This is a genomic window from Auritidibacter sp. NML120636 (genome assembly GCF_003185945.1).
Lineage (GTDB): Bacteria > Actinomycetota > Actinomycetes > Actinomycetales > Micrococcaceae > Auritidibacter > Auritidibacter ignavus.
Map to the genome: position 1 here is coordinate 40,828 of NZ_QHLO01000005.1, position 24,550 is coordinate 65,377.

The window sequence follows — 24,550 nt, forward strand, 5'->3', positions numbered from 1 at the left end:
CTGCCCAATACGTTGCCATTGCCTACACTGAACGGCTCATCACCGCAGGAATCACCCCATCAGTCGGAACAGTCGGCGATAGCTACGACAATGCCCTTGCTGAAACCGTCAACGGCTTGTACAAGGCCGAGCTGATCTACTCCCAGCCGGCCTGGAACAGCCTGACCGATGTCGAGTTCGCGACCATGAACTGGGTCCACTGGTGGAACACCACCCGGCTGCACGAAGCACTGGGCTACAAGACACCAGCAGAAGTCGAAGCCCAATACACCGAAAGCCTCACCAACGATGAACTGTCTTTACCAACCATCTAGGAACGAAACCCAGGACGGTTCACATCGACGATCGGGTAACGAAACGGAACCCCACGGCAATGATCCTGAATCGCCTTGCTCGTATTGGTGTATCCAAGCGCCGTTACCGCATCACGGCCACAGAAATACACCTTGTCCTCATGCTCGACAGTTCGGATCGTTCCAAAGGCATCGTTAGTGAATACCTGAAGATCTCTCGTAGCCATGTCTGGCTCCTTCTAAGAGCCAGGATTGACGTGAATTCCAGCAAGCCACGGGTGCGGCCGCTTCGGGCTCTCACGTATACGCCCCTGAGCGTGCAAGAATCCGGACACCCGGTCTTGCTGAAATACTCAGGCCACTCGCTCACATGAGAAGCTTGAGCGGTGATGCAGTCCGATTCTTTCTCCCAACGCTCGACTATCCGCAGTATTGCGAATGTCCTGGCCAGTACTGATTTGCCGAGCCTAAGCGGAAACCAAATCGACGAACTTCTCCTCGACATTGGAGCGCCACCGCGTGTTGCCGGGAGTAAGCGAGAAGGACTGTTTGTCGCGCTTACGGAGGGAATGTCGGTAGCGCAAGCAGGTCAACACACTCGTGAGTTCATAGCGACGGCGATGAGCCCGACACGGTATACCACCGATCGTCAGCGTTGGGATGATTTGCGCCGCTTGCTCAACAAGGTGCTGGCGACCGAAGGATGGCATATCGACGATGCTGGCGAGTTGACCCAACTCGCTGAGGCGGCACGCACATTCGATGATATCGAGCGTCTCACCAGCTCTCTCGTGGAGGAGCTTCAGCGGCGCAGTACCCACGAACGCCTGATGGAGTATTGCAGCCAAGAACTGATCGCCGAGTCTCTGTTCCACGCGGTATCCGAGACAGCCAAGTCGATTCCTGACCGCATCCGCATCCTTACTGGCTCTACATACGATGGTCAAAAGTTGTTGGACGCAGCTTTGGGAACAAACAATTCTGCCCCTAAGTTCGTGATTAATAGCTTTTCACGGAGTCGGAAAAATCGGAACACAAGGGTTTAGGCAGGTGCATGCAGACGTACACGCTGGTGGTTCAGAATGCGGTGGACCGTACTGAACTGGGGGTTGCAACTGCGGCGGTGCAGTTCTTCCGTAACGTCGGGTCCACGATTGGAATTGCGGTGCTGGGGTCGATCATGAGTTCGGCGATGATGCCTAAGATTCAAGAACACCTGCCTGCGGGGGCCAAGAATATGGGCGACTCGATGGGTGCGGGTTCAGGGGTTGGTTCTGCCTTGGATCCGGCGAAACTTGAAGCCTTACCAGGCCCAATTGCCGATGCCATTCACTAGGGCATGGGCGAAGCGATGCATTTAGTTTTTGTAAGTGGCGTGCCCTTCGTTGCAGCCGCACTTGTATTGGCACTGTTCGTTAAGCAGCTGACTCTGAGGACAACCCACTAGAGTCGCTTATCTGCTGGGGTGGCCATTCCCGAGGTGGTAGAAAGTAGGCCCGCACCTCCCCAACCGCGACCTGCCAGGATGAACTGATTTCTCACCTGGCGGGAGGCGCTAAAGGAAAGTGCGGGCCCTCGTTGTGCAGGACTTAGCTCTTGCGACGGCGTGCAGCTACAAGTAGCGCAACACCAGCAACAGCAAGTGCACCAGCGGTCAGTCCAACCGGAAGTACCGTGGCACCGGTACGGGACAGGGAGTTGCCGTTGTTCGAAGCGGTGCCGTTTGAACCATTTGCACCAGTGCCGTTCGAATCATTCGAACCAGTGTTGTCACCTGAACCGCCCGAGGTGCTGTTCGCACCGTTGTCGGAGTCGCCTCCGTCTCCTTCAGCAGGAGCTTCCGTCTGTTTGTCGTCAGGCTTCCTGCTGTCGTCGTTGTCGGACTCACCAGGCTGAGCCGGTTCGTTTGGCTCCTGCGAAGGTGCTTCACCGGGCTCCTCGCCAGGCTGCTCCTCTGACGGTTCCTGTGACGGGGCTTGAGTTGGCTCCTGCGACGGCTCCACAGGTGGTTCCTGCGTTGGCTGTTCGCCTGGTGCTTCACTCGGCTTTTCACTTGGCGGAGTCGAGACGTCTCCGTCTTCACCACCTGGCTTGTGATCCACGACGAACGTGAGACGTTGCGTCTTCGCTGTCACACTGCCACCAGCCCTTCGTGCACCGCCCACCTCCTGCTTGGCGCGCGCCGTCACGTCGATCGTGTACGTTCCAGGTTTGGTGAATGCCCACGCAGTGTGCATGTGGGTTCCGGGCGGAAGAGGAATGTCTGCAGCCTTCTCGCTGGATGCGTACATCGTTTGAATGGAGCCGAGGTTCTCCGTGTAGGCAAACCATTTTCCGCCTTCAGGTGCGCTCACAGGTGTGAGTGTCATCGTCGCACCTTCGGGATACTTCATGCGGTCGAGTGTTTCGCTTGAGAACCCTGGCCACACACGGCCTGGTTGTTGAGCTTGCGGCAGAATGTAGAGTTCAGTGCCTTTGGGACCGAGGACGTCGTAGCTTGGGTTGGCAAGCACGTTGCCTTCACGCTTAACCTTCGCAAGTTTCGTGACTTCCAGGGTCGTCGAGTCGATAGTGCGTGTCACGGATTCCTGTGCGTGCTGTCGCGAATCGTCACCGAGCGCTACGGTCAGTTCACCATTGAGGTCCATGGCACGCAGGTCGACGTGTCCGTTATTAATCGTGACAGGCGTGTTGAGGAGACTTTCGTCAGAGCCGTCGTTTCCGTCGCCTGGGTTTGGTGTTTCACTACCGTCGCCTGGGTCGGGTGTGGTGGTGGCACCGCTTTCGGAAAACTGGGTCTGAACTGTATTGCCCGTGTTACTGACCTGTCCAAGGTCAATGGTGTCTGTATTACCAATTGCGGCGCGCGGCTGTGGCTCCAATGTGAGCCGTAGCGTGTACTCGTCTCCCTTGCAGTACTCGCGACTAACTTCGAGCGTACGGCGCCCAGGGCCACTTACACCATCTACCGCACACGTTGGTTCGTCGTAACCTTCTTCGTAAAAGCCACCCGTGATGTTGTAGATAAGAGAGTCATCAGCGGGTTTCGTGTCAATTGTGACCCGGTTGCCGTCACCTTGGGTGTGTGCGTTGACGGACACATCGCGCGAGCTCACCGTTACTTCGCCTGTTGAGAAGTCTCCGGCAGGTGTGTCAGGTGTTTCTGTGGGGAATTGCCCTGTGTTCGTGGTGGACACTGCTGTCTGCCCGGTGCTTGAGGTCAGGGGTGCACTGATCCAGCGTGCAGCACCCTGGGTGGGCACAAACACGGCCTGGAAACTTGATGTGTGAGAGCCGATCATTTCGCTCCACGTTGCTTTACCACCCGTAACAGGGATTTCGGCGAGGTGGTAGCCGTCGATGTAGAACACGACCGTACCTTCAGCGGCGTCGTTACCAGCATTGAAAGTAAGATCAGTGAGGTTCTTATCGCCGTCTTTTTCATTGCCTGCGTGTGGGGCGATCGTGAAGCTCGGAGCGGAATTGCCCGTGACACCTGCGGCCTGGTCATACGCGACCCTCACGTCACCGAGCTTTTCGTCGGCGGGGTTGGTACCACCTACCCGCCACACTAACGTGGTTGGTTTTGAAGCCGTGAAAGAACCGTCAGATTTCCGCGCACTTGCATCGAAAGTGACTTCGTATCGGCCCGGCTTTGTAAACGTGGTGATGTTGTGGGTGTGCGTACCTGGGTCTAACCACACTGTCCGAGAAACCTTGTCGTGGGAGGAGAACAAGCGAGTCACCGGTAGGTCGCCGAATGTCGAATAGTTGAACATGTTCATTTGGCCGGGGCCATTAAAGCCCACGAGTTCCAGGGCGAAATTCCCGTCACGGAACTGTTCAATAGGGACTGCGGTGTCAGCGCCGAAACCTGACCAAATGGGGCTATTGCCAGGCCCAGGGACCTGTGGGGCCATGTAGAGAAGCTGGCCGTCCTTGCCAAGAAAGCCGAGGCGGTGGTCGTTAGTAACTGGGAATACGTAGTTCTGGCTACCGTCATAGTTGTAGCCACGACCCACCCAGTTTGCTGTCTTGTCCAGCGGAGCTGTTTTCCCGTTCGACTGTGAGTTGATGTCGAATGTGTTCGCCTCTTTGTTCCAAAAAACTTTGGGCGCGTCAATGTGTGCTTTCGTCTCGACGCTACGATCGTCATCTGGTCCCGCGAAGGCAGGAGTGGTGGCGAACGAAAAAGCCGTAATTGCAACAGCCGCGAGTGAGGCACAGGTTGCACGAAATACGCGCATGAACCTCTCCTTTAATGTAAGTATTCTCACTGACAAGAGCCAGCGGAATAACACTACCATGACACAAGGAGACTTGCCGTATGCATAAGCATCCACGAATGTTATGCAGTATCGCTTATACGCCGCTTCAAACCGATAAAACAGGGTCAACGCGACGGGGGTGACGCTAAAGTGCACGCTCCCTTAGATAGCGGTTTAGGCGCGGGAGGTAGTGACTAGGGAACGCACGGGGTCTGATCTCCTTGCACATGACCCCAAGGTGTTACACCTTATTTCCGCAGCGTGAGTTTCGGTAGCGAATTAACGATCTTCACCGTCTCTACACTCACATAGGTGATCTTCTTGATGAGGTCCACAATGTAGCGCGGGTTTCCGTGCTCCAGACCCCAGTCGCTGGGGTCGTTGACAATGCCGGAGTCCTTGTCAGTTTTCACCTGGTATCGATCCAGAATCCACTCCAAGGCCGAACGTGACCCGAGCATGTATTCGTGAGCCTCATCCGGAATGCCCGTCAGCGTGATGTTGTCATTCACCACAATCTGCGTTTTGTTCGGCGTACGAGACTTCCCGCCCCAACGCAGCTTCTGCACACGATAGAAATCTAGGTCGTCAGTATCGCCAAACACGGCTTCTTCACCCAACGAATACTCCGGCTGCTCCTCATAGCGAATGTGCAGTTCCAACAGCTGCTCACCGGCTTCAACGAACTTACGGAAATCCTCCGCCGTGTCCGGCAACGAGATCTGCGGCAGCTGCCGTTTAAGGTCAGCCGCATAGGTGCTCCGATACAGCTCCGAATGAAGCAGAGCGTAAATGCTTGCGAAGATGTCGTCCTTCGTCACCCCGTCACCGAACGCTGCTTGGTAGCGCTGGAGCGCGTCATCAGAAATATTGTCGATCCGCCTGTATCCGTTGACGACGGTGTCACCCGAAACGCGGCCATCGGTCAGGTCGAACGTCCCCTGCGGATCGCTCGGCCCTGATGAGTCATCCAGCTTTTCGTAGGTAAACCGTGGGAAGAACTGGCCAGTCTCAATTAGATGCAAGTCTGGGATCACGTTGACAGCCAAAACTGCAAAGTGGTGTCCTCCTCCACCCGACAAGCAATAAAACCCGTAGTTCTCCATTCCCGCTTCCGGGAACATCCGCGGAACCTGGCTGCGTTCATGATTGAGTCCCGGCCCAAAAGCGAGACTGGATTTCATGAAGGGCCTGTAGATACTCCTGCGGAACGTGTCTGAGCTGATTTCAATCTGTCTGTCCCGGGCCGCCCAGTTACGCAAAGAGCGGGACCATTTGATCCTCGTTGCGTCCAAATACTCTGGATTGTCTCCAAGCCATTTCTGGACATCGGCTTCGTCACGGTGCTCACGCGGTTCAGCCTGGTAGGAAACGCGCACCTCATCAAATGTCCCACTAGAGTGGCCACATTTGACCTCAGCTTCTTCTCGCTGAAGTTGTAGACCCACGCATCACGATTAGTCTGCAAGCCTGCTGAGTACGTTGAGAACAATGCCCTCGTAGTTTCATCACGATGCTTATCGCCAATCGGATAAAACCCCTGAAACGCGTCTGACGACTGGTTGATCCATTCGCCACGCTCGTTCAGCTCAAGCTCAGACCATTCGATAGTGCCAACGTCGGATGTCTCTACGATTTCGAGCTTTTCTTCACGGCTCAGATAGTCGCCAATGTCGTTGTAGTGCAGCACGCACGGCCCTGCGTGAGCAGGGTCTTTGACCGCCAGCATGATGGCAACAGTCGCGTGGCTTCCCGCTTCGAACGCATTTCCGCCTTCTTTGCGACGCTGTTCTCCCGAGGCTCGAGCATTACCTCGCAAGTTGTGCACATACAGGTGGTTAAAGTCGTCGATGAGGCTGTTTCTCAACCCGTCGGCTGAATTCGAGTCGATATACCCACCGTTCGTCACATAGGCCAAAACGCCCTGGTCGTCCAAACGGTCAGCTCCCCAGCGAATAGCCCGAATGTAGGAGCCGTACAGGCTGTTGACGTTTCCGCCCTTGGTTGTTCGTTTGGCAGCGTAAGTGTCGCGGATTCGGCTATCGAGTGTCGGATACGTCTGATTTGGGTTGTTATCGTTCGCGCTCGTTTGTCCGGCTGAGTACGGCGGGTTGCCCAGAATAATCTGTATGGGGCAGTCCAGCTGGCGAGTGGCACGTTCGCTGTTCTGCGTGAACATTTGCGTGTCGAGGGTGTCGCCGTCTTCTGACATCTGGAATGTGTCAGCCAGGACGATTCCCTCAAACGGCGTGTACTCACCACCCATAACACCGTGGTAGGTGGCCTCAATATTGATAGCGGCCACGTAGTAGGCCAACAGCATGAGTTCGTTCGCGTGGAGTTCGTTCGCATATTTGCGAGCCAGGTCGTGCGTGTTGATGATGCCCGACTGCAGCAGGCGCACAATGAAGGTTCCTGTACCCGTGAACGGATCATCCGCTGCACAGACTCCGATGTGTAGTCCGGCTCGGGGAGGTGGCCGTAGCGTCGCACCGACTCATCTCTGGCGCCGGTCGCATACGCTTCTGTATCTAGCTCGGATAGGAGACGCAGGCGGGTGTTCTCGGCGGTGATCGGCAGGATGGTGCGATGACTTATTGGGAACACCCCAAGCCTGTGCAACGCCTCCGCGCGGTGGATATCCAAGATCTTGCCAGAGCATCGGTGAGATTATTAGATGCTGGGGGCTGAAAGCACTAACCCTGCGTGCTGTCGCTCAAGACATCGGTGTAGCTCCCGCTAGTCTTTACTCACGCGTGGAATCGGTAGATGATCTCTACGATCTTGCCTTGGATATAGCATTAGCGGACGACGCACAGATGGCGGTAGCGACCCGTGAGGCTGAGCTGCCATTGCTGATGCAGTGCTTTTTTACACATCTCACCACTCATCGGTGGGCCGGTCAGGTCATCGGCATGCGGGCCCCTCGGGGCCCAGCGTATTTGGCCCTGTCCGAGCGGATGTGCGTGTTATTGGACAGCGCAGGAGTGGCCGATCCGCTCGGGACCGCCTATCAGTTGTCCAATGTGGTGATAGGGTCGGCGCTCACTGCGCCCATGGCCTTCGATGAAAAACGCGTGCCCGTCGATGCCGAGCGGGCGCCGACCTACGCTCGACTCAAGGCCACACACCAGATCAGTCCCCACAAAGTTCTGGCAGATGCTGTGGACGCGCTGCTGTCACGATGCCACACGATGTGAGGGAGCTGCTCGGTGCCTATCACTAAAGCGTGACATCCAGAACCCGAAACATCCGGTATGCGGGATTATTGCTCGGCCTGGGGCTGACCGTGCTTGTGGGTTTTCTCATGCCCGATGAGCTAGCCATAGCGGCACGGGTGACCGCCGCGGTCGTCGTGCTGATGGGAACCTGGTGGGTTACCGAAGCCGTGCCGTTGCCGGTTACCGCCATGGTGCCACTTATTGCGTTCCCGGCCACCCAGGTGTTTCCCCTGGATGAAGTCGCCGGATCATATGCCAGCGAGATCATCTTCTTGTTCCTCGGCGGATTCCTGCTCGCACGTGGCATTCAGCGCTGGAACCTGCACCGTCGCATCGCCATACTCATCGTCTTGGTCGTGGGGACGAAACCTTCCCGGATGATTCTGGGGTTGATGATGGCCACCGCTGCGCTCGGTATGTGGGTCTCCAATACCGCCACCGCGCTGATGATGATTCCACTGGGTTCTTCGCTGGTTGCACTGGTGCGCGAGGAAGGCGGGGGTCATGATGTGGGGGACGCCGATTCCGGCCACTCACAATTCGGTATTGGGCTGATGATTGCGATTGCCTATGCCGCCACGCTCAGTGCCTGTGGTTCCATCATCGCCTCACCAGGCAATATCTTCGTGGTGGGATACCTGCAGGAAACGGTCGGTTACCAGGTCGGATTCCTACAGTGGATGCTGTTTGGCATTCCGTTTTTGATCGTCTTCCTCGTCCTGGGTTGGCTGATCATCACCAAGGTTTTGTTCCGCCCGGAGGTGAAAGATCTCCCTGGAGGTCGCGACCTCTTCCTTGCGGAACTGAAGAAATTGGGCCCGATAGGTTCGGGCGAACTGGGTATCACGATGATGTTTCTGAGCGCTGCAGTGTCCTGGATCGTGGTCCCGGTGCTCTTTGACGACCCCTGGGCCACCGACGCGGTGATCGCCATGATTGCCGGCGTGGCTACCTTCGTGATCCCAGCTCAGCCATCCAAAGGTGTGATGCTGATGAATTGGGAAACCGAGCTGAAGACACCGTGGGGTGTGCTGATTCTTTAGGTGGCGGATGAGCGCTATCGGCCCAAGTGACCGACAGCTACTTGGCTGATTGGCTAGGTGCTTCCCTGGGCGGCCTTGGTGCCGTTCCAGTCTGGGTGCTGGCCCCAATGGTGGTGCTACTGGTGATCATCCAGAGGGAATTCACGTCTTCGATGGCCACGATCACCACCTTTGTACCGATCGTGGCTGTGGTCGCCGCCTCCGTGGGACACGACCCGGTGATTTTCGCGATGATGGTGACCCAGGCCTGCCAATGTGCCTTCATGCTGCCGGTTGCTTCCGCGCCCAATGCGATTGCGTTCTCTACCGGGGAGCTGAAGATCTCACATATGGTCAAAGCCGGACTCTGGATGACTGTGGTCGGCTTGATCCTAGTCAGTTCCCTCGCTCTCTTCGTTCTTCCGGTCATTCTCCGGTAGCCGATCACAGGATGCGCCGTTGACCTGGAGAAACAGGTAGTATTCGACCATGTCCAGAACCCAAACCAGACGTGTCGTCTCGCTGTGGCAGCTGTGGGCTACTCTGGTAGCGCTCAGCCTGGTGCTGACCGGTTGCACCAACCAAGAGCGGGGCAATCCTGATGGTTGGGTCGAGATCGTGCCTGAGACCGTCCCGGAGATTGCTGCGTTGGTTCCCGAGGACCTGCAAAAACGTGGCGTGCTCCGGATGGGCACCAACACGCCCTTTGCACCCTTCGAATTCAAAGACTCCGATGGCACCATCATTGGCACCGAAATGGACCTGGGACGGGCTTTGGCCTCAGTGATGGGTCTAGAGTTTGAACCGGTAGAACAGGACTTCGCCCTTATCCTGCCCTCGGTGTCATCCGGCACCGTGGATGTGGGCGGTTCCGGATTCACCGACACCGAAGAGCGTCGGCAGAACTACGATTTCGTCAATACGCTCTACGCCGGCATTCAGTGGGCCCAGCACGCCGAGCGCGACGCAGAGATCGACCCCGAACATTCCTGTGGACTCACCGTGGCCGTGCAACGTAATACCGTGGCCCAAACCGATGAAATCATTCCCAAGTCCCAAGCGTGTGCAGGAGCCGGCGAGGAACCAATCGAGATTCTGGCCTATGACACCTCGGATAATGCCGCGACCGCGTTTGTGCTGGGGCGGGCTGATGCCTTCGCCGCGGATTCTCCGATTGTCAGCTGGGTTGAAGACCAAGCTGACGGCGAGATTCAGGAGGTCGGGCCGATGTATCACGCCGCTCCCTACGGTTTTGCTGTGCCGAAAGATGCAGAACTCACCAACGCGCTGGTCGCAGCCATGGATCATCTCATTGAAACTGGTACCTACGAAGAGATTCTGGACCAATGGAATATTCAGGACGGTCTGATTGAAGAACCCTTAGTCAACGAAAAACCCGTCGAGATCCCCTTATCCCACACACTCGCGCCCTAGTGGAGCCAGCACATGACAGATCACACCACAGCTAAGACATCACCCGAGAGCCGAGCGGTTAGGCCCGAACCCATTCGCGCCAAGCCCTTGCGCCATCCCGGTCGGTGGGTAGCCGCCGCCGTGGTGGCCGGATTGCTGTTGTGGTTCGTGATCTCGGCGCTGAACAACGAGAACTACGGATGGGACGTCTACCGGTCTTACCTGTTTGACACCCGCATCATCAACGCCGCCGGACATACCCTGGCACTGACCGTGCTGTCGATGCTGTTCGGCGTCATCCTCGGCTCGGTCACTGCGGTGATGCGGATGTCGCCGAATATCGTGCTCAAATCGGTGGCGTGGCTGTACCTGTGGATCTTCCGTGGCACCCCGATCTACGTCCAGTTGGTGTTTTGGGGGCTGGCCGGCTCGTTGTACCAGTCAATCAACCTCGGATTTGCCGAGATCGACGTGCAGTCGTTGCTGTCGAATATGTTCGTCCTGGCCGTGGTCGGCCTATCGCTCAATGAAGGCGCGTACATGTCCGAAATTGTCCGCTCCGGCATTCAAGCGGTCCCCGAAGGACAGGTGGAAGCCTCCCAAGCGTTGGGCATGGGCTGGTGGCTGACCATGCGTCGCACCATCCTGCCGCAAGCGATGCGCATCATCATTCCACCCACCGGCAACGAGCTGATCTCGATGCTGAAAACGACCTCCCTGGTCGTGGCAATCCCGTACTCGCTGGAGCTTTACGGCCGGTCGCTGGATATTGCCAATGCGCTGTTTGATCCGGTGCCGATGCTGTTGGTGGCAGCCACCTGGTACCTGGCGATCACCTCGGTGCTGATGATCGGACAACACTACCTGGAAGAGCATTTCAACAAGGGAGTCTCCCGCGAACTGACGCCACGTCAGTTGGCCGCACTGGCCGACGCGGAAGGTGATTTCCCCTCCAACATCACCCTGGTCAACTCCGCAGACAAGGAGCGTCGTAACCGATGAATGCTCAAGCCAGCCTGACACCCATGATTGATGCTCAGCAGATCTGGAAGTCCTACGGAGATCTGGACGTGCTCAAAGGCATCGATCTACAGGTTGACCCCGGAGAAGTCACCTGTCTGATTGGCCCCTCGGGCTCGGGCAAGTCCACGTTTTTACGATGCGTGAATCACCTGGAGCAGATCACCGCCGGCCGACTCTACGTCGATGGAGAACTGATGGGCTACCGGGAACAGAACGGGGTACTGCACGAAATCACGCCGAAACAGGCCGCCGCCCAGCGCTCTGAGATTGGCATGGTGTTCCAACAGTTCAACCTCTTCCCGCACCGCACGGCGTTGGAGAACATCATCGAGGCACCCGTCAAGGTGAAAAAGCAGCCCCTGGATAAGGCCCGAGCCACCGCGAAGAAGCTCTTGGCCCAAATGGGTCTGGCTGCGAAAGCCACCGCCTATCCGGCCCAGCTTTCGGGTGGTCAGCAACAACGTGTCGCCATCGCTCGGGCGGTGGCGATGAACCCGAAACTGATGCTGTTCGACGAGCCCACCTCGGCGCTGGACCCAGAGCTAGTCGGAGAAGTCTTGACCGTGATGCGCGAGCTCGCCGAGGATGGAATGACCATGTTGGTGGTCACCCACGAAATGGGCTTTGCGCGGAATGTCGCCGATACGGTGGTGTTCATGGACGGGGGAGTCGTGGTCGAAGCAGGGGAGGCCGGGCAGGTCATCGAAGACCCCCAGCAACGTCGCACCCAGGAATTCTTAGCCAGTATCCGACGTTAGTGTCGGGCTGGGCCGTCGGGAAGGGAGCAGCTCATGGCCGAGCCACAGGTTTACGTGCTGGGTAGCGCTAATGTGGACCGTTATCTGTTGGTCGAACACATCGTGCGGGCAGGGGAGACCATTCTTGCCCAGGACACTTCCGCCTCACTGGGCGGAAAGGGACTCAACCAGGCGGTGGCCTCCGCACGCTACGGGGCGAGAACGCATCTGGTGGGATGTCTCGGAACTGATGTCGAAGCTGAGTTGATCTTCGAGACCATCACGTCCGAACCCCGTCTCGATACCTCGCTGATGACCCAGGTGGAGTCCCATCCCACCGGCATTGCCACCATCCAGCGTGATCCGGCCGGGGAAAATAGCATTATTGTGGCCGCCGGAGCCAATGCTGCCTTGCATCCCGACCATGCCGTCGCGGCGTTGAACCAAGTCAGCACCGATGATCTCGTCCTGGCCCAGCTGGAGATTCCCTACCCCACCGTGGTGGCCGGACTCCGCGCTGGGCAGCGGGCTGGTGCTCGCACTGTGCTCAACGCTGCCCCGGCAACCACTCACGCTGAGGTGCTGGAGTACACCGACGTGCTGGTGGTCAATGAGATTGAAGCCACCACGTTGAGTGGCGATACCTCGGGTCTGGGCACCGTTGATCTGGCTACTCGACTCTCCCAGCGCTATCACCTTGATGTGGTGGTGACCCTGGGCGAGCGCGGGAGCCAGGTGTGTACTCAGCAGGGCCAGAAGCTGGTGACGGTGCCGGCGCGAGACACCGACGTGGTCGATACCACTGGCGCCGGGGATGCTTTCACGGGAGCCCTGGTGGCGGCCTTGGTCGCTGGCGAAGACGTGGTCACGGCAGCCGCCTGGGGCACCGTCGCCGGATCCTTCGCCTGTGAGTCCCAGGGCACCCAAGGTTACCCCACACGACAGCCGGACCTGGAGGAAAAGGTTCCGGCCATTCTGGACGCTATCCGCTAGAGACCGAACACCTCGCGCAGATGCGGACTCAGCATCGTCCCGGAGGAATCCAGACATTGACGCACCCGGAGGAAATCCTCCCAGTGTTCATAGCGTGTAGCACACTGCTCGGCGGTCAGTGTATGCCACTTACCCCAGTGAGGCCGGCCCTGATACGCCGACATCACCTCGCTGACGGTGGCAAAGTAGTCGGCGAAATCCTCTGGGGCGTGCCGGTGCACGGCAATATAGCCGGTGGTTCGACCCTGGCTGGTGGCTAACCATCCGCTATCGGCGGCCGCACTACGCACCTCGATCGGGAATGTGGCTGATAAGCCCCGATCACGCAGGGCTCGGTCAAGTTCGCGTAGTACTTCGGGAACTGCCTGGAAATCTACGGCGAACTCGGTCTCGTTGAACCGTACTCGCCGCGGTGAAGCAAAAGCAGTCGCCCAATTCTTGATCCGCTCGGATTGACCCCACCCCCGAGTGGTGAGGTCATTGAGCCGTGGGGTCACCTGCGGTGCCAGATTGCCCAGCCGGCAGATCGCAGCGAATCCGGCGTTACTGATCACCTCCTCGCGCACCAGCCCGGTGAGGTCTTGACCTCGTTGCACGAGGCGGGAATGCCCGGCCTGAGTCTGTGCCACGGTTCCGGCGGGAAGCCGACGAGAGGTTTTGGTGACCGCCTGCTGGCTACGCATGAACCAAAAGAACTCAAAGTGGTCGTTGTCAGTGTTCAGCTGTTCCCACCCATCGAGTACCTCGTCGATGGGTTGCAAGCACTGGCTGGTGTGCAGATCATAGTCGGGGACCAGTTGCAGGGTGACCTCGGTGAGGACACCACAAGCGCCCAGGGTCACCCGCAAGGCGTCCAGCAGTTGCGGGTGTTGATCGGAAACTTTCAGGTGCTCGCCGTCGCCGGTGATCATAGCCAATCCGGCAAGTTGGGAGGAAAGCCCACCGAACCGGAGTCCGGTGCCATGAGTTCCGGTGGAGATGGCCCCGGCAATGGACTGGCGGTTAATATCACCGAGATTCTCCATCGCCCACCCCGTGCCGGCCAACAGGTGCGGGATCTGCCACAACTTTGTACCGGCTGCTAGCGTCACCCGCCCGGCGCGATGATCGAAGTCGATTAGCCCGCTGAGATGATCGGTGAGCACCTGGATGTCTTCACCGACCGCGACGGCCGAAAAGCTATGTCCAGAACCGACCGGACGTACCTGCCGGCCGGTGGTTCGGGCCCGGGTGAGAATGGCCTGTAGTTCCTCCACCGACCTAGGATTCAGGGTGGTGCGCGGGCTCCACCGGTAATGACCCGACCAATTCCGCTGTGATCCGATGGGTTTTCGACATGGTAACCACCGTGGTATTGCCATCACCACATCTGTCCTTCTCCGCGATAGGTCGTGACCACTCCGAGATGGTCAGCGCCATCAACGACGTGCAATTCATTGAGATGCTCACATAGCTCTCCGGCCTTGGTATGGCGCATCCACACTCGGTCGCCAATACCCACTTGGTGACCGGCAGCTACGGTCATTGGGGTCTGCACCTCGCCGGCACCCTCCCGCGAGGTCAGGCGTAACCCCTCGGGGTAGACCGGAACCGGTAACCGGTCTGGACCGGGTGCTCCGGAGGCAATCCATCCGCCACCGGCGGCGGTGACGTACCCGGGTGCCGGTATCCGGGTGATATCCAAGACGAAGTAGGTAGCCGGGCGCTGCGTGAAGGTGGTGTAGTGATCGAAATAGTGGGAGGCGTAGAGCCCTGAGCCGACCGTGATCTCGGTGACTGACGGATCAATCCTGGTGGACTCCACCGAGCCGGTGCCCCCGCCGTTGACGAATTCCAGCTCGGTCAGCTCGCCGATAGCGGACACCGCCGCACCACGGCGGGCGGTCAGTTCAGGCACCGAGAGCTTCTTCAGCATCCGCACCGCAGGGCTGGTGTCGTTCACCCCGGCCACTTGAGCCTCATAGCCCATGATCCCCACGAGGTTGAGCGCCGGGGTCGCGATCACTGCACGGGCTGCGTTGACCGCCTGCTGGCGGTGGTGAATGGGCGAGCGCCGGGTCCCTAAGTGCAAGCCCGCAAACCGGTAGGAACAATCCAGGTCCAAACAGACTCGAAACCGGTGGGGCGGCGAGCCCGCCTGGCGGTGCACTGAAGCCAGCAGCCCGAGGTGGTCAGGGTGGTCGACCATCAGGGTGATGGCATCGCTGAGTGTCTGGTCGCTGATCAGCTCTGTCAGTACCGCGGTATCGACGCTGGGATAGGCGACCACCACATCATCCAGACCGTCACGCACCAACCAGATCGACTCGCGCAGTGAATAGGCCAGAACCCCCTGAAAACCCGGCACACGCAACACCGCATGAAGCACCGGCACAGAACGCACCGATTTAGAAGCCACCCGCAGCGGGACCCCGTCGGCACGGTTGCGCAGGGTAGCAACATTGGTGGTGAACGCCCGCCGGTCTAGCACACCCAGGGGCGCGCTGAACCCCGTGATAGCGCGAGCCATCTCCGCAAAGCCGGACCGTTGCTGCGCGCTGGGTGTATCGCTGGTGGTAGCCAGGTCGCTGAGCCCGAGCAACTCGGTGGCAGCGTCCGGGGTGGCGGGCTGGCGATGAGCAAGCAATGTGTGTTCTGTCACACTGATAGCATATCGTGCCACCGGCCCAGCGGATGGTTTTTAGTGCTTGTGATACAGCTGTGTTTTGCGCTGATACTTTGGCTCGGAGGTGACTTGCATCCCCAGGGACCGGAAGATGCCCTCATCCACCGAGCCCAGAATAGTCGTGGTGTGTACATCGCAGCCACGCAGATTCTTGATCTGGTCAATGGCTCGGGCTGCCGTGGGATTGGAAGCGGCCGAGACCGATAGCGCAATGAGCACCTCATCGGTATGCAGACGCGGGTTCTTCGAACCTAAGTGCTGGGTTTTCAGGGTCTGGATCGGCTCAATCGACTCAGGAGACAGCAGGTGTTGGTGATCGTCAATGCCGGCCAAGTACTTCAGTGCGTTAAGCAACATCGCCGCGGAACACCCCAACAGCGGTGAGGTCTTGCCGGTAATAATCTTGCCGTCGGCGACTTGCATGGCGCTGGCCGGCTGGCCGCTCTTCTCAGCCCGCTCCAGGGCAGGTGCGACCACCACGCGGTCATGAGGCTCCACCCCGGCTTTGGCCATCACAATCCGAATCCGGGATGATACGGTGTCGTCGATATCGGCTTTGAATTCATCGACCTTGGCCTTATACCAGCGCCGGATGATCTCTTGTTGAGCGGCGTGCTGGCAGGCGAGATCGTTACTGATGCACCGACCGGCCATATTCACGCCCATATCGGTGGGCGACTGATAGGGCGATGTTCCCGAGAGCTTTTCCAGCATCGCCTTTAGCAGGGGGAAGACCTCGACGTCGCGGTTATAACTGGTCACCTTTTCGTCATAGGCGGTCAAGTGATACGGGTCGATCACGTTAATATCGTCGAGGTCGGCGGTAGCGGCCTCATAGGCGAGGTTAACCGGGTGTTCTAGGGGGAGGTTCCAGATCGGGAAGGTTTCAAACTTGGCATAGCCGGCGACGACACCTCGTTGGTACTCGTGATAGATCTGCGATAGCGAGGTCGCCAATTTGCCAGACCCCGGTCCCGGTGCGGTGACGACCACCAGGTCTCGGGTCGTTTCGGCGAATTCGTCCTGTCCGAATCCTTCGTCGGAAATCACCCGGGACGTGTCATTGGGGTATCCGGGAATGGTGAAGTGGTGCGAGACCTGCAGTCCGGCATTGCCGAGGCGACGAGAGAAGTCTTTCGCGAGGGCATTATCGTCTGAATATTGTGTAATCACGACGTTCTGCACCAGGAATCCGCGTTCGCGAAACACGTCGATGAGCCGTAGCACATCTTCTTCATAGGTAATGCCTAAATCGGCACGAATCTTCTGACCTTGGATATCGAAAGCATTGACACAGATGAGGATTTCCAGCTCATCGCGGAGCTGATGGAGCATCGAGATCTTATTGTCCGGGGTGAAACCGGGAAGGACTCGGGAAGCGTGGAAATCATCGAAGAGCTTCCCACCCATTTCGAGGTAGAGTTTGCCGCCGATCTTCTCGCGACGTTCGATAATATAGCGTGACTGTAACTCAATGTAGCGTTGCGGGTCGAAACCGTGAGGGTGAATGGTGGATGGCTCTGGAGCAACGAATTCACGCAGTGTGGTCATGTCTGTCCATTCAAGCACCTTCTGCTGGGACAAACCTGACACCCCGCCGCGTGATGTGAGATTAGCCGGTGAGTTGAGCAGTAGCGAGGATGAGGCCAGACGGCGAGGACTATTCTTGCCCCGGTGGATAGGTGAGAATGAGGAAGACAGTTATGAACGCAACAACGGCATGGCCGGCGATTGTGGAGTATGTCAGACAGGATCCCGAGGCTCGTTTTCCCCGGTTACTGGCCCTGGATATGGACGGGACCCTGCTGGACGGGGCCAAGAGAATTCCGGATTCGTTCTGGTCATTAGCCCAGGATCTACATCGGGCGGGATGTCAGGTGGTGCCCAGCTCGGGGCGCCAGCTGGCGACCTTGTCAGAGATGTTTGCTTCAGACGAAACGATCAGCGACTTCGTGGCGGAAAACGGTGCTGTGGTCGCCAGTCAAGGCCAGGTTATCGCCACCCAATCGTGGAACAAGCCCACGGTGATGGCCACATTAGGGGCGATCACCGCTGCCACGACCGGACTAGACCGGGTAGGGGTGGTGGTCTGTTCAGCTGCGGAAGCGCTCATTCGCCAGGTTGATCCGTCCCTGTTCGAGGCCATTCAGGCCTATTACCGGAGCCTGCGGTATGACGATGAGCTGGTGAGCGCCGTCGGTCGTGCAGAGTTTGACGTCGTGAAGATGGCCGTCTACATTCCCGACGCGGATCAATACCAACGGTTCCTGAGGAGTCTCGAAGAGCATGCCGCAAATACTGAGCAACTCGCCACTGTCGATATCGTGCGCTCGGGACGCCAATGGGTTGACATCATGGATTCCCGCGTCAGTAAAGCCACGGGGTTGTCCGCTTTGGGAAAGCATCACGAGGTCTCACTACAAGACTGCATGGCCGTGGGAGATTACCTCAATGATCTGCAGATGCTTAAAGGCGTTGGCACCTCGGTCGTGGTCGCTAATGCTCATCCTGAGGTATTCGAGGTGGCAGATTTTGCGATTGGCGCCAATACAGATCACGGAGTGATTGCCTTGATGGAAGCACTCGTGGAATACGCGCCTTAGACCTGACATCGACAGGCCGAGTACGCCAGACGCTCGGTCTGCGTCAGCTCTCATGGTGGTGGTCGTTTCAGGGCTCCTGCACGACTCATAGTTATATTCTGGCGATCTTCACCACCGGCGCCCCTTAGACACAATCCCTAGTGGTTTTCCGTTATGGAGTCCACTAGGGATTGTGTTTTGTCAGATTACGACGCGCGACACGCGGGGTGAGATAAGAAACTTTTTGGCGATTTTTGGGTGGACAACCTCATGCACACGTTGTGGATACCCTGCGTGGTGTTGAGTCAGAAGCGCGCGTTCGTGCGGATGCGCAACTGCTGTTCATCTGCCATTCACCCTCATGTTCTGTGGACAAGCCTGTGGAGGAGTTACAGGCATGTAATCCACAGGATATTGTGGTTGCTTGCAAAGCTCATCCCTAGATGTAGTATTAAACAAGATCGATCGCCACAACGTACATGACCTGGCAGATCGAATAAAGAGACCAAGAACCCCGGATTGGTTGTCAAGCGTTGCTTTGAAAAAACCGTCCTTGTTTTTCAGGAGATAGATCATGAGCGTGACCGTTTACAGCAAGCCAGCCTGCGTTCAGTGCAACGCTACCTACCGTGCCCTGGATAAGAAGGGTATCGAGTACAAGGTGGTCGACATGTCTGAAGACATCGAGGCACTGGAGCAGGTGCGTGCACTGGGCTACATGCAGGCTCCTGTCGTGATGACCGAAGGTGACCACTGGTCAGGTTTCCGTCCCGACAAGATTGCTGAGCTTGGCCAGCAGCAGGCCACCACTGTCGCCTAACACCTTTTTCTGTCAGGAGGGAGTCACGAGATGAGCACCGCGGTCGCAGATCGTTCATTTATTCGCTCCCCAGAACAGCAGCAGCTGCAGACCACCAATGCTCGGCTGATCTATTTTTCATCGGCGTCAGGCTACACCCACCATTTCGTGGAAAAACTTCAGCTACCAGCTGGGGTAACCGCCCGGTTGCCGTTGATGACCAAAGAACCCACCCTCGAAGCACAACAACCTTTTGTGCTGTTGCTTCCCACTTATGGTGGGGGAGACGGTCGCGGGGCCGTCCCCAAACAGGTCATCAAATTCCTCAACCTCAAAAAAAACCGGGACCTACTTCAAGGCGTGATCGGTTCTGGAAATACCAATTTTTACGATGCTTATTGCCTGGGTGCCGACATCATCTCCGCCAAGACCCAGGTACCGGTAATGTACAGGTTTGAACTGATGGGCACCGCCTCCGACGTTGCCCGCGTTAAAGAAGGATTGGAAGAATTTTGGCAACAGCAGTCACGGAACAAGAATTGATTCAGTCCGCTAAATCGATGCCCGAAGCATGGCAGAACATGGGCTACCACGAGCTGAACGCCATGCTCAATCTCTACGGGCCCGACGGCAAGATCCAGTTTGAGGCCGATCACGCTGCTGCTCGACAGTACTTCTTACAGCACGTCAATAAGAATACTGTCTTCTTTCACAGCACCGATGAGAAGATTAAGTACCTCATTGAGCACGACTACTATGAGCCAGAGACTTTCGAGCAATACTCGAAAGAATTTATTGACTCACTTTTCGACCGTGCCTACGCATATAAGTTCCGTTTTCCCTCCTTCTTGGGAGCGTTTAAGTTCTACACCTCTTATGCGCTGAAGACCTTCGACGGCGAACGCTACCTGGAGCGCTATGAAGACCGTGTGGTGATGAACGCACTCTACCTGGGCCGTGGCGATGAACAACTAGCCACTAATCTGCTGGATGAAATCATCGGCGGACGGTTCCAGCCTGCCACCCCAACCTTCTTGAACGCGGGGAAGAAACAGCGGGGCGAACTAGTGTCGTGCTTTTTGCTACGGGTTGAAGACAATATGGAATCTATCGCCCGTGGCATCAACTCCTCACTGCAGCTGTCCAAGCGTGGTGGTGGCGTGGCACTGTCGCTGACCAACTTGCGTGAAAACGGCGCACCGATCAAGCACATCGAGAACCAGTCCTCGGGCGTGGTCCCGGTCATGAAGCTACTGGAGGACTCCTTCTCCTACGCCAACCAGCTCGGTGCCCGTCAGGGGGCCGGGGCCGTATACCTGCACGCCCACCACCCCGACATCAACCGGTTCCTCGACACCAAGCGCGAAAATGCTGATGAGAAGATCCGGATCAAGACCCTATCTTTGGGAGTGGTGATCCCTGATATCACCTTTGAACTGGCTAAGAAGAACGAGGCCATGTACTTGTTCAGTCCCTATGACGTTGAGCGGGTTTACGGTAAGCCGTTTAGCGATATCTCGGTAACGGAAAAGTACTACGAGATGGTCGATGATCCTCGGATCCGCAAGACCAAAATCAACGCTCGTGATTTTTTCCAGACGCTAGCGGAAATCCAGTTCGAATCGGGCTACCCCTACATCGTTTTTGAAGACACGGTCAACAGGGCCAACCCGATCAAGGGTCGGATCACCATGTCGAATCTGTGCTCAGAGATCCTGCAGGTCTCGGAAGCCTCCACCTACGCCGAGAACCTCGACTACGAGTTCGTGGGCAAGGACATCTCGTGCAATCTCGGATCAATGAACATTGCCAAAGCTATGGACTCCGGAGACCTGGGTGGCTCGGTGGAGACCGCGATCCGGGCGCTGACTGCTGTGTCGGATCTGTCCAACATTGCTTCGGTGCCTTCGATTGCCAAAGGCAATGCCTCCTCGCATGCCATCGGTCTGGGGCAGATGAACCTGCACGGTTATCTCGGACGCGAACACATCCACTACGGCTCCGAAGAAGGCCTGGACTTCACCAACATGTATTTCTACACGGTGCTGTACCACGCGTTGCGGGCCTCCAACAAGATCGCGATCGAAACCGGAGAACGTTTTGGAGGATTCGAGGACTCGGACTACGCCTCCGGAGTGTTCTTCGATAAGTACACCGACCAGGCGTGGCAGCCAGCGACCGAACGGGTCGCTCAGCTATTTGCCGACAGTGGCATTGACATCCCGACCCAGGATGACTGGCGGGAACTGAAGGACTCGGTGATGACCCACGGGATCTACAACCAGAACCTACAGGCCGTCCCACCGACAGGTTCGATCTCCTACATCAATAACTCGACCTCCTCGATTCACCCGATCGCGTCCAAGATCGAGATTCGTAAAGAAGGCAAGCTGGGTCGTGTCTACTACCCGGCTCCCTACTTGAATAACGACAACTTGGAGTACTTCGAGGATGCCTACGAGGTCGGATACCAAAAGATCATCGACACCTACGCCGCTGCGACCCAGCATGTGGACCAAGGGCTCTCTCTGACACTGTTCTTCAAAGACACCGCCACGACCCGCGATGTCAACAAGGCTCAGATCTACGCCTGGACCCACGGCATCAAGACCATGTACTACATTCGGATTCGCCAGCTGGCGTTGGAAGGAACTGAAGTCGAAGGTTGCGTATCGTGCATGCTGTAGGGTCGTGAGCGGATTCGTTCCGCACTTGTCTCCCTACTCCGTGACGATCTGCTCCAAAGGACACCAAGGACATCATGACACCTGAAGAAGTCAAAGCACGGTTCACGAACTTTCAGGCCATTAACTGGAACGATATAGAAGACGAAAAAGACCTGGAGGTCTGGAATCGTCTGACCTCGAACTTCTGGTTGCCTGAAAAAGTTCCGCTCTCCAACGACCTACAGTCGTGGGCGCGAATGACCGACCAAGAAAAAGACGTGACCATGAAGATCTTTGCGGGTCTGACCCTGCTCGATACCATTCAGGGCACGATTGGTGCGGTCTCGCTGATGCCGGACTCGCTGACTCCGCATGAAGAAGCGGTATACACCAATATCTGTTTCATGGAATCAGTTCACGCCAAGTCCTACTCCTCGATTTTTTCGACCTTGGCCTCCACGGACGCCATTGACCAGGTGTTTCGCTGGGCCGGGGACGAACCCACGTTGCAGTACAAGGCCTCCCAGGTGGTCGAACACTACGAAGGCGATGACCCCCAGAAGCGCAAGATTGCCTCCACGATGCTGGAATCCTTCTTGTTCTACTCCGGATTCTACTGGCCGATGTACCTGTCCTCCCAAGCACGTTTGACCAACACCGCAGACTTGATCCGACTGATCATCCGTGACGAGGCCGTGCACGGGTACTACATCGGGTACAAATATCAACGCAACCTGGTCAACGATAGCCCGGAGCGCCAGGCAGAGCTGAAGGAATTTACCTTCGACCTGCTGCAAGATCTCTACGACAACGAAGTTACCTACACCCACGACATCTACGATCAGTTGGGATTGGCTGAAGACGTCAAGAAGTTCTTGCACTACAACGCCAATAAAGCCCTGATGAACCTCGGTTACGAGGCCATGTTCCCGGATACCCTCACCGATGTGAACCCGGCGATCCTCTCGGCGTTGAGCCCGAATGCTGATGAGAACCATGACTTCTTCTCCGGTTCTGGTTCTTCCTACGTGATTGGTAAAGCTGAGGAAACCGAAGACGACGACTGGGACTTCTAACTAATACTTCACGCCACCACGATAGCTCAGCCCCGCAGAAACCTGCGGGGCTGAGCTATGTTAGCTCCACGTCGAGAAGCAACGCCAAAGAGTCAAACAGATTGACAGGACGACTCTTTGAGAGTCATTCGGTCCCTTCGGGAGTGTGTGACCTCATATTTGTGGTGAAAAAGTGGTTAGATAGCGGTTATGGCTGAAGAAACACACTCCACACCACACGCATATTTCGTTCGATCCGGGGCAACCGAGTTCACTGAGGGAACTCGGATTTCATATTTCACCTCAACAGAACATGCCACTGGATCCTGGCAAGACGATGAACTGCACATGGCTGCTGTGTCTGGCCTGGTCGCCGCGGAACTGGAGGCCTATGAACCGCGTGAGAACTTCACCACCTCACGTATCAGTTTCGATATTCTCGGCAAGCTTCATGCCGGCGAAGTGAAGGTCACCACCCGCAACATTCGCCCCGGTCGCACTATCGAGCTGGTTCAGTCCACTGTGGAGGCCCAAGGCCGTGCGGTACTGACTGCGCGGACCTGGCGACTCATTTCCTCTGATACGTCCCGGGCGCACCGTCTGCATGATGACACACTTCTCGCTCCGATTGATCAGTGTTCCCCGGATGCCGGCTTCAATAAGCGGTGGGCTGGGGGACTGGTGGCCTCCATTCAATCTCGGGCAGCAGACGATCACGCGCCGGGACACGGTCGGATCTGGGCCAATACGGAGATTCCCATGATCCTGGATGAGCCAACCAGCCCGTTCGCGCACGCGATCGGGATGATCGATATCGCCAACGGGTTGGCACCAGCAGTCGAGCCCTATCACGACGAGGTCTATTTCGCCAACGTTGACCTGAGCATCCACCTGATGCGCGAACCCTCTGAGGACTGGCTGGGGATGGCCACCTCGGTGTCGTTGGGCGATAACGGTCTGGGGATTACCTCCACGGTGCTTTCCGACAGCAAAGGATATCTCGGGCGTGCCGAACAGTCACTGTCGGTACGTGATATGAGGGCCTAACATGCATGCCTATCGTTGTGGCCGGTGGCCCGACAGGTCTCCGGCCACTGCTGAATAAGCGCTTGTGATTGGTTTTCGCGATAATCTTTAGTATCCGCGATCAATCCATTCCTGCAGGTGTGGTTTGACGGTGCCGATGGTGCTGGACTCACCGTGACCGGTCAATACCCGCGTGGATTCAGGCAACTCCAACAACACCTCGGAAATCGATTTAATGATGGCGTCAAAGCTGGTGTAGGACCGTCCTCCGGTAGCACCGGGCCCCCCAGCAAAAAGTGTGTCACCGGTGAAGACCGCGCCCTGCCCATCTTCCAGCTCCGCAGAATAGAAACAGGTGGATCCGGGCGAGTGACCGGGGGTTTCAAACGCTGTTAAGGTGACACCAGCAATCGTGAAAGTATCTCCGTCCTGAATAGATCCGTCGGGACCTTGGACGGGGTAGACCGCGTCCCAGAGCATCCGGTCTTCAGCATTGAGCAAAACCGGGGCATCGACGAAATCACGAACTGTGAGAGCTTCGGAAATATGGTCATCGTGACCGTGCGTGAGCAGGATAGCGGCGACGTTGCGACCTTGGACTGCCTGATGGACAGCATTGGCATCGTGCGCTGGATCGATGATGATGCACTCGGTCGAGTTACCGACGATCCATACATTGTTGTCGACCTGATGGGTTTCGCCATCGAGACTAAAAGTTCCTGACGTTTCGAGGTGGTCAATGCGGGCTGTCATGGTCGGTTCTCCTTCGGACCGCTCAACGGTCGGT

The 24,550-nt window shown here is 57.2% G+C and carries 23 protein-coding genes and 1 pseudogene; 16 read left to right on the plus strand and 8 right to left on the minus strand.

Annotated features, from left to right (window positions below):
* Positions 1-2: 2 nt before the first annotated feature.
* Positions 3-314 (plus strand): annotated as a pseudogene (locus DCC25_RS05955) (integrase core domain-containing protein); the annotation flags it as partial.
* On the opposite strand, the gene DCC25_RS05960 reads toward DCC25_RS05955, so the two are convergent.
* Positions 311-520: a BRO family protein gene (locus tag DCC25_RS05960; RefSeq protein WP_233242955.1), complete on the minus strand. Its 210-nt coding sequence runs from the start codon at positions 518-520 to the stop codon at positions 311-313. The pseudogene DCC25_RS05955 and the gene DCC25_RS05960 sit on opposite strands and share 4 nt — an antisense overlap.
* 162 nt (positions 521-682) lie before the next feature.
* Here DCC25_RS05960 and DCC25_RS05965 point away from each other — a divergent pair, with 162 nt between their 5' ends.
* Complete coding sequence (locus DCC25_RS05965) at positions 683-1,339, plus strand: TIGR02391 family protein (protein ID WP_233487927.1); 657 nt, start codon at positions 683-685, stop codon at positions 1,337-1,339.
* An 8-nt stretch (positions 1,340-1,347) separates the two neighbouring features.
* Positions 1,348-1,629, plus strand: a complete 282-nt coding sequence (locus DCC25_RS05970; RefSeq protein ID WP_199445890.1) for a hypothetical protein — start codon at positions 1,348-1,350, stop codon at positions 1,627-1,629.
* A 253-nt stretch (positions 1,630-1,882) separates the two neighbouring features.
* Here DCC25_RS05970 and DCC25_RS05975 read toward each other — a convergent pair whose 3' ends face one another.
* The 3 genes from DCC25_RS05975 to DCC25_RS11775 all read right to left on the minus strand — a co-directional run bounded on the left by DCC25_RS05975 (position 1,883) and on the right by DCC25_RS11775 (position 6,965).
* Positions 1,883-4,540, minus strand: coding sequence for a choice-of-anchor M domain-containing protein (locus DCC25_RS05975; RefSeq protein ID WP_110101000.1), 2,658 nt, complete (start codon positions 4,538-4,540; stop codon positions 1,883-1,885).
* A 269-nt stretch (positions 4,541-4,809) separates the two neighbouring features.
* Positions 4,810-5,856, minus strand: a complete 1,047-nt coding sequence (locus tag DCC25_RS05980) for a type ISP restriction/modification enzyme (protein WP_158524743.1) — start codon at positions 5,854-5,856, stop codon at positions 4,810-4,812.
* On the minus strand, positions 5,742-6,965 hold the full coding sequence (locus DCC25_RS11775; protein ID WP_255410762.1) for a type ISP restriction/modification enzyme: 1,224 nt from the start codon (positions 6,963-6,965) through the stop codon (positions 5,742-5,744). The genes DCC25_RS05980 and DCC25_RS11775 overlap by 115 nt, the downstream gene beginning before the upstream one ends.
* Positions 6,966-7,317: 352 nt before the next feature.
* Here DCC25_RS11775 and DCC25_RS05995 point away from each other — a divergent pair, with 352 nt between their 5' ends.
* The 7 genes from DCC25_RS05995 to DCC25_RS06025 are packed head-to-tail and all read left to right on the plus strand — an operon-like array spanning position 7,318 to position 12,970.
* On the plus strand, positions 7,318-7,761 hold the full coding sequence (locus tag DCC25_RS05995) for a TetR/AcrR family transcriptional regulator (protein ID WP_233487928.1): 444 nt from the start codon (positions 7,318-7,320) through the stop codon (positions 7,759-7,761).
* Between the two features lie 29 nt (positions 7,762-7,790).
* Positions 7,791-8,825 carry an SLC13 family permease gene (locus DCC25_RS06000; protein ID WP_146206423.1) on the plus strand — a complete coding sequence of 345 codons (1,035 nt, stop codon included), beginning with the start codon at positions 7,791-7,793 and terminating at the stop codon, positions 8,823-8,825.
* A 26-nt stretch (positions 8,826-8,851) separates the two neighbouring features.
* Complete coding sequence (locus DCC25_RS11780; protein ID WP_110101003.1) at positions 8,852-9,244, plus strand: anion permease; 393 nt, start codon at positions 8,852-8,854, stop codon at positions 9,242-9,244.
* A gap of 49 nt (positions 9,245-9,293) precedes the next feature.
* Complete coding sequence (locus DCC25_RS06010; protein ID WP_110101004.1) at positions 9,294-10,238, plus strand: ABC transporter substrate-binding protein; 945 nt, start codon at positions 9,294-9,296, stop codon at positions 10,236-10,238.
* Between the two features lie 12 nt (positions 10,239-10,250).
* Positions 10,251-11,219: an amino acid ABC transporter permease gene (locus DCC25_RS06015; RefSeq protein ID WP_110101005.1), complete on the plus strand. Its 969-nt coding sequence runs from the start codon at positions 10,251-10,253 to the stop codon at positions 11,217-11,219.
* A complete protein-coding gene (locus tag DCC25_RS06020; RefSeq protein WP_110101006.1) occupies positions 11,216-11,998 on the plus strand; it encodes an amino acid ABC transporter ATP-binding protein in 783 nt (260 codons plus the stop codon). The genes DCC25_RS06015 and DCC25_RS06020 overlap by 4 nt, the downstream gene beginning before the upstream one ends.
* A gap of 33 nt (positions 11,999-12,031) precedes the next feature.
* Entirely contained in the window at positions 12,032-12,970 is a 939-nt protein-coding gene (locus DCC25_RS06025) for a ribokinase (protein WP_110101007.1), read from the plus strand.
* On the opposite strand, the gene DCC25_RS06030 is transcribed toward DCC25_RS06025, so the two are convergent.
* From DCC25_RS06030 to DCC25_RS06040, 3 genes are read right to left on the minus strand one after another with little or no spacing between them, the layout of a single operon-like run.
* Complete coding sequence (locus tag DCC25_RS06030; protein ID WP_146206424.1) at positions 12,967-14,331, minus strand: D-arabinono-1,4-lactone oxidase; 1,365 nt, start codon at positions 14,329-14,331, stop codon at positions 12,967-12,969. The two genes, DCC25_RS06025 and DCC25_RS06030, sit on opposite strands and share 4 nt — an antisense overlap.
* Complete coding sequence (locus tag DCC25_RS06035; RefSeq protein ID WP_146206425.1) at positions 14,331-15,611, minus strand: amino acid deaminase/aldolase; 1,281 nt, start codon at positions 15,609-15,611, stop codon at positions 14,331-14,333. The genes DCC25_RS06030 and DCC25_RS06035 overlap by 1 nt, the downstream gene beginning before the upstream one ends.
* Before the next feature lie 39 nt (positions 15,612-15,650).
* Positions 15,651-17,186 carry a DUF1846 domain-containing protein gene (locus tag DCC25_RS06040; RefSeq protein ID WP_110101010.1) on the minus strand — a complete coding sequence of 512 codons (1,536 nt, stop codon included), beginning with the start codon at positions 17,184-17,186 and terminating at the stop codon, positions 15,651-15,653.
* A gap of 152 nt (positions 17,187-17,338) precedes the next feature.
* On the opposite strand from DCC25_RS06040, the gene DCC25_RS06045 reads away from it, so the two are divergent.
* The 6 genes from DCC25_RS06045 (at position 17,339) to DCC25_RS06070 (ending at position 23,784) form a co-directional block, all read left to right on the plus strand.
* Positions 17,339-18,238: an HAD family hydrolase gene (locus DCC25_RS06045; RefSeq protein ID WP_158524745.1), complete on the plus strand. Its 900-nt coding sequence runs from the start codon at positions 17,339-17,341 to the stop codon at positions 18,236-18,238.
* Positions 18,239-18,791: 553 nt separating this feature from the next.
* Positions 18,792-19,037: a glutaredoxin-like protein NrdH gene (gene nrdH / locus DCC25_RS06050; RefSeq protein ID WP_110101012.1), complete on the plus strand. Its 246-nt coding sequence runs from the start codon at positions 18,792-18,794 to the stop codon at positions 19,035-19,037.
* A gap of 30 nt (positions 19,038-19,067) precedes the next feature.
* Positions 19,068-19,559, plus strand: a complete 492-nt coding sequence (gene nrdI, locus DCC25_RS06055; RefSeq protein WP_110101013.1) for a class Ib ribonucleoside-diphosphate reductase assembly flavoprotein NrdI — start codon at positions 19,068-19,070, stop codon at positions 19,557-19,559.
* 17 nt (positions 19,560-19,576) lie between these two features.
* Complete coding sequence (gene nrdE / locus DCC25_RS06060; protein ID WP_110101014.1) at positions 19,577-21,703, plus strand: class 1b ribonucleoside-diphosphate reductase subunit alpha; 2,127 nt, start codon at positions 19,577-19,579, stop codon at positions 21,701-21,703.
* 74 nt (positions 21,704-21,777) lie between these two features.
* The gene (gene nrdF, locus DCC25_RS06065) at positions 21,778-22,758 is read left to right on the plus strand and encodes a class 1b ribonucleoside-diphosphate reductase subunit beta (RefSeq protein ID WP_110101015.1); all 981 of its coding nucleotides are present in this window, start codon (positions 21,778-21,780) and stop codon (positions 22,756-22,758) included.
* Positions 22,759-22,947: 189 nt separating this feature from the next.
* On the plus strand, positions 22,948-23,784 hold the full coding sequence (locus DCC25_RS06070; RefSeq protein WP_110101016.1) for a thioesterase family protein: 837 nt from the start codon (positions 22,948-22,950) through the stop codon (positions 23,782-23,784).
* Between the two features lie 87 nt (positions 23,785-23,871).
* Here DCC25_RS06070 and DCC25_RS06075 read toward each other — a convergent pair whose 3' ends face one another.
* Positions 23,872-24,516 carry an MBL fold metallo-hydrolase gene (locus DCC25_RS06075; RefSeq protein WP_110098236.1) on the minus strand — a complete coding sequence of 215 codons (645 nt, stop codon included), beginning with the start codon at positions 24,514-24,516 and terminating at the stop codon, positions 23,872-23,874.
* Positions 24,517-24,550: the final 34 nt, after the last annotated feature.